General features: G+C 60.0%; 11 protein-coding genes. All 11 read left to right on the top strand.

Annotated elements, in window-relative coordinates:
* Positions 1 to 851: DNA polymerase III subunit delta' (locus BSF44_RS14120; RefSeq protein WP_095944010.1), on the top strand; the 851-nt coding region annotated here is incomplete at its 5' end.
* Between the two features lie 72 nt (positions 852 to 923).
* Positions 924 to 1,712 carry a TatD family hydrolase gene (locus BSF44_RS14115; protein WP_095944009.1) on the top strand — a complete coding sequence of 263 codons (789 nt, stop codon included), beginning with the start codon at positions 924 to 926 and terminating at the stop codon, positions 1,710 to 1,712.
* Positions 1,713 to 2,099: 387 nt separating this feature from the next.
* The gene (locus tag BSF44_RS14110; protein WP_008050425.1) at positions 2,100 to 2,738 is read left to right on the top strand and encodes a TetR/AcrR family transcriptional regulator; all 639 of its coding nucleotides are present in this window, start codon (positions 2,100 to 2,102) and stop codon (positions 2,736 to 2,738) included.
* 137 nt (positions 2,739 to 2,875) lie between these two features.
* Complete coding sequence (locus BSF44_RS14105) at positions 2,876 to 3,844, top strand: GTP 3',8-cyclase MoaA (RefSeq protein WP_095944008.1); 969 nt, start codon at positions 2,876 to 2,878, stop codon at positions 3,842 to 3,844.
* A gap of 164 nt (positions 3,845 to 4,008) precedes the next feature.
* Complete coding sequence (locus BSF44_RS14100; RefSeq protein WP_095944007.1) at positions 4,009 to 4,617, top strand: DUF4823 domain-containing protein; 609 nt, start codon at positions 4,009 to 4,011, stop codon at positions 4,615 to 4,617.
* A 16-nt stretch (positions 4,618 to 4,633) separates the two neighbouring features.
* Positions 4,634 to 5,194, top strand: coding sequence for a DUF1285 domain-containing protein (locus tag BSF44_RS14095; protein WP_008050421.1), 561 nt, complete (start codon positions 4,634 to 4,636; stop codon positions 5,192 to 5,194).
* Positions 5,195 to 5,383: 189 nt separating this feature from the next.
* Positions 5,384 to 6,100 (top strand): FadR/GntR family transcriptional regulator, encoded by a 717-nt coding sequence (locus BSF44_RS14090; RefSeq protein ID WP_046037461.1) that lies wholly within the window; start codon positions 5,384 to 5,386, stop codon positions 6,098 to 6,100.
* Between the two features lie 45 nt (positions 6,101 to 6,145).
* A complete protein-coding gene (locus BSF44_RS14085) occupies positions 6,146 to 7,021 on the top strand; it encodes an SMP-30/gluconolactonase/LRE family protein (protein WP_095944006.1) in 876 nt (291 codons plus the stop codon).
* A 273-nt stretch (positions 7,022 to 7,294) separates the two neighbouring features.
* A complete protein-coding gene (locus BSF44_RS14080) occupies positions 7,295 to 8,113 on the top strand; it encodes an SDR family oxidoreductase (RefSeq protein WP_095944005.1) in 819 nt (272 codons plus the stop codon).
* 127 nt (positions 8,114 to 8,240) lie between these two features.
* Positions 8,241 to 9,245 (top strand): substrate-binding domain-containing protein, encoded by a 1,005-nt coding sequence (locus tag BSF44_RS14075; RefSeq protein ID WP_095944004.1) that lies wholly within the window; start codon positions 8,241 to 8,243, stop codon positions 9,243 to 9,245.
* 64 nt (positions 9,246 to 9,309) lie between these two features.
* Positions 9,310 to 10,854 (top strand): L-arabinose ABC transporter ATP-binding protein AraG, encoded by a 1,545-nt coding sequence (gene araG / locus BSF44_RS14070; protein WP_095944003.1) that lies wholly within the window; start codon positions 9,310 to 9,312, stop codon positions 10,852 to 10,854.
* The last annotated feature ends 9 nt before the right edge of the window (positions 10,855 to 10,863 follow it).

The following is a 10,863-nucleotide window of genomic DNA, read 5'->3' as shown; positions in this document are numbered from 1 at the left end:
TGCTGTGCCAGCGCCCGAACGCGCTGGAGGCCTGTGGCGAATGCAAATCATGCCTGCTGCTCAAGGCTGGCAGCCACCCCGACAACTACATCCTGGAGCCGGAAGAAGCCGACAAGGCGATCAAGGTCGACCAGGTGCGCGACCTGGTCGGTTTCGTGGTGCAGACCGCGCAGTTGGGCGGGCGTAAAGTGGTGCTGATCGAGCCGGTCGAGTCGATGAACATCAACGCCGCCAATGCCCTGCTCAAAAGTCTTGAAGAGCCGTCCGGCGATACCGTTCTATTGCTGGTCAGCCATCAGCCGAGCCGCTTGTTGCCAACCATCAAGAGTCGCTGCGTGCAGCAGGCCTGTCCACTGCCGGGCGAGGCCATGAGCTTGAAGTGGCTGGCCCAGGCGTTGCCGGAGTGCTCCGAAGACGAACGCGTCGAACTGCTGACCCTGGCCGCCGGTTCGCCGCTGGCGGCGGTCAACCTCCAGGGCCAGGGCGTACGTGAACAGCGCGCGCAAGTGGTGGAAGGGGTGAAAAAACTCCTCAAGCAACAGCAGTCGCCAACGCAACTGGCCGAGGAATGGAAAAACATTCCGATGTTGCGCCTGTTCGACTGGTTCTGCGATTGGTCGAGCCTGATCCTGCGCTACCAGTTGACCCAGGACGAAGCCGGCCTTGGCCTGACCGACATGCGCAAGGTCGTGCAATACCTTGCGCAGAAGAGCGCCCAGGGCAAAGTCCTCGATATCCAGGACTGGATCCTCGCCCAGCGACAGAAAGTCCTGAGCAAGGCCAACCTCAACCCGGCCTTGCTGCTGGAGGCATTGCTGGTGCAATGGGCGTCGTTGCCTGCCCAACGATGACCGTCTGCACCTAAACTCTGAGTATTGGTACATCCGACCGTCCCACCCATTCGATACAAGTTGCAGCCCTTTATGCTCGTAGATTCCCATTGTCACCTTGATCGCCTCGACCTGACCGCTCACGACGGCTCCCTGGATGCTGCCCTGGATGCGGCCCGGCAACGTGGGGTAGGGCACTTTCTGTGTATCGGTGTCAGCGCGGACAATGCGGCCGACGTCAAAGCCCTGGCCGAACGTTATGACGACGTCGACTGCTCGGTGGGCGTGCACCCTCTGGATGTGCAGCCAGGTGCCGCACCGGCGCTGGACTGGCTGTTGCACGAACTCAATCACCCGCGTGTGGTGGCCATCGGCGAAACAGGTCTGGACTATCACTACGAGCCGGAAGCGGCAGAGTTGCAGCAGGAGTCGTTCCGCCTGCACCTGCAGGCAGCGCAACAGACCGGCAAACCGGTGATCATCCATACCCGCGGCGCCCGCGCCGATACCTTGGGCTTGCTGCGTGAGGCGGCGTTGCCCCAGGCGGGCGTATTGCATTGCTTTACCGAAGACTGGGAGATGGCGAAGGCTGCGCTGGACATGGGCTATTACATTTCCCTGTCCGGGATTGTCACTTTTCGCAATGCCGATGCGTTGCGCGATGTGGCCAGCAAGGTGCCGGCCGACCGGTTGCTGGTGGAAACCGACTCGCCGTACCTGGCACCGATTCCCTATCGCGGCAAGCCAAACCTGCCGCAGTACGTGCGTGAAGTTGCGGAATTTCTGGCAATGTTGCGTGGTGAGCCCTACGAGCGGTTTGCCGAGCAAACCACGGCGAATTTCAAGCGCCTGTTCCCGCTGGCGCATGTGAAATCAGTTTAGGGTTCGAAGCCGCTTTCGCGAGCAGGCTCGTTCCCACAAGGTTAAATCGCAGGCAAAAAAAACCCGGGTTCTGGGGGGTGAATCCGGGTTAAGACCATTAGGAGTAAAACAATGGCACGCGGTCCGTTGGTACCAATATCGGCGTGACACTTGGGGGAGATGCCCCGCCGACAGTTCAAGTATTGATCAGGATTGCGCCTCGTCCAGTTTAGCGGCCCGGGTTTTTAAACAAATTTGGAATACGTGCGCTTCGGAAGAGTTCTCATCACCCTGTAAACGTACGCGGAATGACCAGAAAGCGCAGATATGGTCGGATGATCCGTGCATTTTTGCGTAAGTTAGGCATAATACGCGGCTTCGAATTTTGACCCCTGCAGACCTTTTCTTATGCATAAAGAACCTCGTAAGGTCCGTGAATTCCGTCGCCGCGAGCAGGAAATTCTCGATACCGCGCTCAAGCTGTTCCTCGAACAAGGTGAAGACAGTGTCACCGTCGAGATGATTGCTGATGCCGTCGGTATCGGTAAAGGCACGATCTACAAGCACTTCAAATCCAAGGCGGAAATCTATTTGCGCCTGATGCTCGACTACGAGCGCGATTTGAACGAGCTGTTGCATTCGGCCGATGTCGACAAGGACAAGGAAGCTCTGTCCCGGGCCTACTTCGAATTCCGCATGCGCGATCCACAGCGCTACCGCCTGTTCGACCGCCTTGAAGAAAAAGTGGTCAAGGGCAACCAGGTGCCGGAGATGATCGAGGAACTGCACAAGATCCGTGCCTCGAACTTCGAACGCCTGACCCTGCTGATCAAGGGCCGGATCAGCGAAGGCAAGCTGGAAGACGTGCCACCTTACTTCCACTACTGCGCATCCTGGGCCCTGGTGCACGGTGCCGTCGCGCTGTATCACTCGCCGTTCTGGAGCAATGTGCTGGAAGACCAGGAAGGTTTCTTCCAGTTCCTGATGGACATCGGCGTGCGCATGGGCAACAAGCGCAAACGCGACACCGACACTTCCGGCAGCTGAGCCATTCAGTTGCCTTATTGCGCCATGATTTTGCTACTTGGCGCAGTACCGCAGGAATATACTCAGGTAGAGGACTTGCTAAAACTTGATTTCTGAGTCAAGTTTTAGCGGCCCGATATTCTTCCGCCGGAGTGACCATGATCGTTGACCGTCAAGGCAGGCGTTTTCGCAACTTGCGAATCAGTCTGACCTCAGCCTGCAATTACGCTTGTACCTACTGCGTGCCCAACGGCAAGCGGCTGGTGGCTGCGCAGGATGAATTGTCGGCCGAAGCCATGGCGCGTGGCGTGGCTTACCTGATTGAAGCGGCGGGTATCGAGCGTCTGCGCATTACCGGCGGCGAGCCGCTGGTCAGCCCGAAACTCGAAGCGTTCATGACGGCGGTCGGGCGGATGGGCCTGGAAGACATCAGCCTGACCACCAATGGTCAGTTGCTGGCGAAGAAACTGCCACTTCTGGTGAACGCCGGCATTCGGCGCCTCAACGTTTCCCTCGATACCCTCGACGCCAGTGCGTTCCGCGGCATTGCCCGGGGTGGCGACCTGGCCACCGTGCTCGACGGCATGAGCGAGGCCAGTGCGGCCGGCATGAAGATCAAGGTCAACATGGTGCCGTTGCGCGGACAGAACCTCGATCAAGTGATGCCGCTGCTCGATTACTGCCTGGAACGTGGATATGAACTGCGCTTCATCGAGCTGATGCGCATGGGCCACCTGGCAAACGACTCCAATGCCTTTCTGCAGCAGTTCGTCAGCCTTCAGCAATTGCTGAGCCTGATCGGCGAGCGCTACGAATATCTGCAAGCCGATGCACCTGTCGATGCGACGGCGGTGCGTTATGAAATTCCGGGGCAAGGCCATTTCGGCGTGATCGCCAATGAAAGTGTGCCGTTCTGCCGGACCTGCTCGCGACTTCGTTTGTCTTCCACCGGATGGCTGCATGGCTGCCTGTCGTCGAGCAATCGCCATTACATCGGCGACCTGCTGGACAAGCCGCGCCATCAGGCGCTGCCGGCCTTGCAACGCCTTCTGGTGAAAGCCCTGGGTGACAAGCAGGAAGTGGCGTTCTCTGGTGGCGCGACCGTGATGAAAATCATCGGTGGCTGATCATTCCTCATCGCGAGCAGGCTCGCTCCCACATTGAAATGCAACCCTCTGTGGGAGCGAGCCTGCTCGCGATGCGATCTGAGTGTTGGTGAGCGGGAGCTGGCGCAAAAGCTGCATCCTACGGCCATTCGCCGGTTTTCCGACACCGGCCTCTGGAGGATAGGATGCGTAGCCTGGTTTTGCTGCTGGCCGTATTGGCAATTGGTGGCTGCATGAACGTCAGCGATATGGCCGAAGGGACTCGTTACCATATGAGCGATGCGGGGTTGCTCGACCACAGTGAGAGCCGTCGCGTAAACAACCTGCGCATTCAGCCGGACTCGTTCGTCTACATCGCCCAAGGCGCTTTCATGCCGCCGGGCAGCGCCGTTTACCCACGGCCCAACGTGATTGCCGAAGTCGCGTTCGATGGCTTCATCGAATACTTCCCGATGGTCCGCCGTGCCCGTACGCCGGAAGGCCTCGACCAGGCCATGGGCGAAGCCCGTGCCGCCGGTGCGCACTATCTGCTCTATACCCGGTTTGCCAAGTCTGACGACCGTATCGGCAACTCGGACGAGTGGCTGGACCAGGAAGCCCTGGATCGTCTCGGTATCGACAGCGGTATGATTCAGATCATGTTGATCGAGACCAGCACCCAGTATTTGATTGATACTGCAACCATCAAGAGTCGTGGCGGTTTACTGACGTTCCACGATAAAAAACCCGAAGACCTGATGGGCCCGCCGCTGCAACAATATGCGCGCAGCCTGCTGGGGCTCAGCGACCAGTAATCCGGAGGAGAACGCCATGAGTGGCCCGCAAAAAGCCAACGACCTGCTGGGGCAAATCCCCAAGACCAAAGGCTTGCCGCCGGTGCACCTGTGGAATCCCGATTTCTGCGGCGACATCGATATGCGCATCGCCCGGGACGGTACCTGGTATTACCTGGGCACGCCGATCGGGCGCAAGCCGATGGTCAAACTGTTCTCCACCATCATCCGCCGCGATGGCGATGATTATTTCCTGATCACTCCGGTGGAAAAGGTCGGCATCAAGGTCGACGATGCGCCGTTCGTGGCGATTGCCGTCGATGTGGAAGGCGAGGGCGAGGCGCAGGTGTTGCGCTTTACCACCAACGTCGATGAAACCACCGAGGCCGGCGCCGATCATCCCATGCGTGTGGTCATCGACCCGGTAACGCAAGAGCCGGCCCCTTACGTGCATGTGCGCAGCAATCTTGAAGCCTTGATCCATCGCAACGTGTTCTATCAGTTGGTGGAGCTGGCGGTGAGTCGCGAGATCGACGGCCAGCGCTGGCTCGGTGTATGGAGTGGCGGCGAGTTCTTCCCCATCGGTCTCGAACCCTGACGCATAAACCCTGTAGGAGCGAGCCTGCTCGCGATGACGGAGTGTCAGTCGACGACATCTGTGCCTGAACCGCAATCGCGAGCAGGCTCGCTCCTACAGTGGTTTCGGAAATTCTCGAAAGAACCAGATTGACATCCAATCGTATGATGATTAGCGTGGGCCTCCATTGCTAACGGCTTTGAGGTGTCCATGTCCAGCAGCTTTCATGCATCGACGGTTGACTGGCTGGGCTGTTGGCTCGCCACGGGGCAGGTCAAGCCGGGTGAGTCACTCAAGGTCGAAGCCGACCTCGGCGAACAACTCGGCGTGAGCCGCACGGTCATCCGTGAAGCCATCAAGACCCTGGTGGCCAAAGGCATGCTCGAGGTCGGGCCGAAAGTCGGCACGCGGGTGTTGCCGGTACGGCGCTGGAATCTCTTCGATCCACAAGTCGTCGGCTGGTTGTCGCGCAGCGGCTTGCCGGAAAACTTCGTCGACGATCTGCTCGACCTGCGCCGCACCATCGAGCCGATGGCCGTGCGCTGGGCCTGCGAGCGCGCAACCGGCGAACAGGTGAACGCGATCCTGTTGGCCTGTAACGCGCTGGAACGGGCGGTGGACAGCGGCATCGATTACAACCGCGCCGACCAGCTCTTCCACGAATGCATCCTCGCCGCCAGCCACAACCAATTCATCGAACAAATGGTTCCCGCCCTCGGCGCTTTGCTGGCGGTGGCCTTTGAAGTGTCCGCCGCCGACCCGGATGAACTGCGTCGCACCCTGCCGATTCACCGGGACCTGGCTGAGGCGATCGCGGCCCGTGATACCGCCCGGGGTGTCTGGGCCTGCATGACTCTGATCGATAACGCGGACCTGGCGATCAAGCGCTACTACCCGCAAGTCATGGCCGATAAAAAGGCCAGCTGACAACGAAAATCCCCATATAAAAACAAGAACAATGCAGGAGGTTTCATGGCGTGGACTGCGGTGACCGAACATCGGGCTCAACTGGGCGAAGGCCCGTTCTGGGATGCGCCCACCCAAGCCCTGTACTGGGTGGATATCGCCGGTAAACAGGCGCTGCGATTGATCGGCGCCAACGTGCAAATCTGGCAGATGCCGGAGCACGTATCGGCGTTCATTCCATGCGAAAGCGGCGATGCCCTGGTGACATTGAGCAGCGGCGTGTATCGCCTCGATCTTGATTCACCCGGCCTGGAACCGCGCCTGACGTTGTTCTGCGTGGCCGATCCGCAACCGGGCAACCGCCCCAACGAAGCCCGCTGCGACACCCAGGGCCGGCTTTGGCTCGGCACCATGCAAAACAACATCGGAGAACAGGGCGAAGACCTGCCCCTCGTCCGTCGTTGCGGTGGGCTGTTTCGCATCGATCGCGCCGGGCGGGTTGCGCCGTTGCTGCGTAACCTGGGCATTCCCAACACGCTGCTGTGGAGCGATGACGCCACCACGGTGTACTTCGGCGACAGCCTCGACGGCACCTTGTATCGACATTTCATCCGTACCGACGGAGCCCTCGATGCGCCACAGGTCTGGTTTGGTCCGCACGGGCGTGGCGGCCCGGACGGCTCGGCGATGGATACCGAAGGTTTTATCTGGAATGCCCGTTGGGACGGCAGCTGCCTGCTCAGGTTGAGCCCGGACGGCAAAGTCGATCGGATCATCGAGCTGCCGGTCAGTCGTCCCACCAGCTGTGTGTTTGGCGGTGCAGACCTGAAAACCCTGTACATCACCAGCGCGGCAAGTCCGCTGGGCCATCCATTGGATGGTGCTGTGTTGTCGATTGCAGTGGATGTGCCTGGAAAGCATTGCACGCGTTTTGCTGGGTGAATCCCAAAATATGGGATGTAAATATATATATTGAGATTTGCCGCGAGCCGGGTTTATAGTCGGCCTCACGAGTTACATGCACTCACACTTAAAAAAACAAAACAGGTGAAGTGATGCAGCGAAGTTCCCCCGTGCTCCCTTGCGGAGCCAGTGCCTCAGAGCGTTTCCGAGCTGAAACGTTTTCGCACTCACTTGTTTCCTACCCAGCGCCTTTTGACCGGACATCGACAGATGCCCGGTTTTCGTCGTGTCTTCGAACAGGAGTCTTGATCCATGGCTGAACCACTGTCATTGCCACCGGTGCCCGAACCGCCCAAGGGCGAACGCCTGAAAAACAAGGTCGTATTGCTGACCGGTGCCGCCCAGGGGATTGGTGAAGCGATTGTGGCGACCTTCGCGTCCCAGCAGGCCAGGCTGATCATCAGCGACATTCAGGCCGAGAAAGTCGAGAAGGTCGCGGCGCACTGGCGGGACCAGGGCGCCGATGTGGTGGCGATCAAGGCCGACGTGTCGCGTCAACAGGATCTGCACGCCATGGCCCGGCTGGCGATCGACCTGCACGGCCGGATCGATGTGCTGGTCAACTGCGCCGGGGTCAACGTATTCCGCGATCCGCTGGAAATGACCGAGGAAGACTGGCGTCGCTGCTTTGCCATCGACCTCGATGGCGCCTGGTACGGTTGCAAGGCGGTGCTGCCGCAGATGATCGAGCAGGGCATCGGCAGCATCATCAACATTGCCTCCACCCATTCCTCCCACATCATTCCCGGCTGCTTTCCATACCCGGTGGCCAAGCATGGCTTGCTCGGTCTGACCCGTGCCCTGGGCATCGAATATGCGTCCAAGGGAATCCGCGTCAATGCCATCGCGCCGGGCTACATCGAAACCCAGATCAACATCGATTACTGGAACGGTTTCGCCGACCCCCACGCCGAACGGCAGCGCGCGTTTGACCTGCACCCGCCGCGTCGCATCGGGCAGCCGATCGAAGTGGCGATGACCGCCGTGTTCCTGGCCAGTGATGAAGCGCCGTTCATCAATGCCTCGTGCATCACTATCGATGGCGGGCGCTCGGTGATGTACCACGACTGAGTGATCGGGCTTTCAGGCGTGTTGCTACGTCTGAAATACAATCATCATATGATATGACTATTGGCAGTATGTTTCACCGCGTCATGGCTTCAACGAACGCTCAAGAAAAATAACAAGGAGTCAGCTTATGAATCGTCGTCATGCTATTCGTTCCCTGTGCTGTGCCGCGTTGGCGGTCTCGGCGTTCAGCCTGAGCAACACGCTGCTGGCAGCCGAGGAAGTGAAGATCGGTTTCCTGGTCAAGCAGGCTGAAGAGCCCTGGTTTCAGACCGAGTGGGCCTTTGCCGAAAAGGCCGGGAAAGAGAAGGGCTTCACCCTGATCAAGATTGCCGTGCCTGATGGTGAGAAAACCCTTTCTGCCATCGACAGCCTTGCGGCCAACGGCGCCAAGGGGTTCGTGATCTGCCCGCCGGACGTCTCCCTGGGACCGGCGATCATGGCCAAGGCCAAACTCAACGGGTTGAAAGTGATTGCTGTCGATGACCGCTTCGTCGATGCCAGCGGCAAGTTCATGGAAGACGTACCGTACCTTGGTATGGCTGCATTCGAAGTCGGCCAGAAACAAGGCAATGCCATGGCGACCGAAGCGAAGAAACGCGGTTGGGACTGGAAAGACACCTACGCGGTGATCAACACCTACAACGAACTCGACACCGGTAAGAAGCGCACCGATGGCTCAGTCAAAGCGCTGGAAGATGCCGGCATGCCGAAAGACCATATCCTGTTCGCGGCCCTCAAGACCCTCGACGTGCCGGGCAGCATGGATGCCACCAACTCGGCCCTGGTGAAACTGCCGGGGGCGGCGAAGAACCTGATCATTGGCGGCATGAACGACAACACCGTGCTTGGCGGTGTGCGCGCCACCGAGAGCGCCGGTTTCGCGGCGGCCAACGTGATCGGCATCGGCATCAACGGTACCGACGCCATCGGCGAGCTGAAGAAACCCGACAGCGGCTTCTACGGTTCGATGCTGCCGAGCCCGCACATCGAGGGCTACAACACCGCCAGCATGATGTACGAGTGGGTCACCACCGGCAAAGAACCGGCGAAGTACACTGCCATGGACGACGTGACGCTGATCACCCGCGACAACTTCAAGCAAGAGCTGGAAAAGATCGGCCTGTGGAACTGACGGCCGTTTGATTTCAGCGGCGGCCTCGGTGGCGGGGCTGCCTGATCGGTGTGAAGAGGTGGTTATGCACGCGCAAACAATCCAACACGAACACAGCCTCACCGGCAGCTTGCGCTTCAACGGGATCGGCAAGACCTTTCCCGGGGTAAAGGCGCTGGACAACATCAGCTTCGTCGCCCATCCGGGGCAGGTTCACGCCTTGATGGGCGAGAACGGGGCCGGCAAGTCGACGCTGCTGAAAATCCTCGGCGGGGCCTACACGCCTTGCAGTGGCGCCTTGCAGATCGGCGAGCGGACGATGGACTTCAAGTCCACCGCCGACAGCATCGGCAGTGGCGTCGCGGTGATCCACCAGGAGCTGCATCTGGTGCCGGAAATGACCGTGGCCGAGAACCTGTTTCTCGGGCATCTGCCCGCCAGTTTCGGCCTGATCAACCGCGGTGCCCTGCGTCAGCAGGCACTGGCCTGTCTCAAAGGCCTGGCCGATGAAATCGACCCGCAGGAGAAAGTCGGGCGCCTGTCCCTCGGCCAGCGGCAACTGGTGGAAATCGCCAAGGCGTTGTCCCGTGGCGCCCATGTGATTGCCTTCGACGAACCCACCAGCAGCCTTTCGGCGCGGGAGATCGACCGCTTGATGGCGATTATCGGCCGGCTGCGGGACGAGGGCAGAGTGGTGCTCTATGTCTCCCACCGCATGGAAGAAGTGTTCCGCATCTGCAACGCGGTGACGGTGTTCAAGGACGGGCGTTACGTGCGCACCTTCGACGACATGAGCCAGTTGACCCACGATCAACTGGTCACCTGCATGGTCGGGCGCGACATCCAGGACATCTACGATTACCGCCCGCGCCAGCGTGGCGCGGTGGCGCTCAAGGTCGACGGCCTGCTCGGGCCGGGGTTGCGCGAGCCGGTGAGCTTCGAGGTGCACAAAGGCGAAATCCTCGGGCTGTTCGGACTGGTCGGTGCCGGTCGCACCGAGCTGTTGCGCCTGCTCAGCGGCCTGGCGCGTAACAGTGCCGGACAGCTGAAACTTCGTGGCCATGAACTGAAGCTGCGCTCACCCCGGGACGCGATTGCCGCCGGGATCCTGTTGTGCCCCGAGGACCGCAAGAAGGAAGGCATCCTGCCGCTGGCCAGCGTTGCCGAGAATATCAACATCAGTGCGCGCGGCGCCCACTCCACCTTCGGTTGCCTGTTGCGCGGCCTGTGGGAGAAGGACAACGCCGAGCAGCAGATCAAGACGCTGAAAGTGAAGACGCCCAACGCGGCGCAGAAAATCATGTACCTGTCCGGCGGCAATCAGCAGAAGGCCATTCTCGGCCGCTGGCTGTCGATGCCGATGAAAGTGCTGCTGCTCGACGAGCCCACCCGCGGCATCGACATCGGTGCCAAGGCCGAGATCTACCAGATCATCCATAACCTGGCCGCCGAGGGGATCGCGGTGATTGTGGTGTCCAGCGACTTGATGGAAGTCATGGGCATTTCCGACCGCATCCTGGTGCTGTGCGAAGGCGCCCTGCGTGGCGAGCTGAGCCGCGAACAGGCCAACGAATCCAACCTGCTGCAACTGGCTTTGCCGCGCCAACGCGCCGACGGCGTGGCGAACTGAGAGGTGACT

This window comes from Pseudomonas sp. ACN8, assembly GCF_002303925.1.
Classification (GTDB): Bacteria; Pseudomonadota; Gammaproteobacteria; order Pseudomonadales; family Pseudomonadaceae; genus Aquipseudomonas.
Note: the sequence above shows the minus strand (reverse complement) of the source record. Positions and strands in the feature narration are given on the sequence as shown.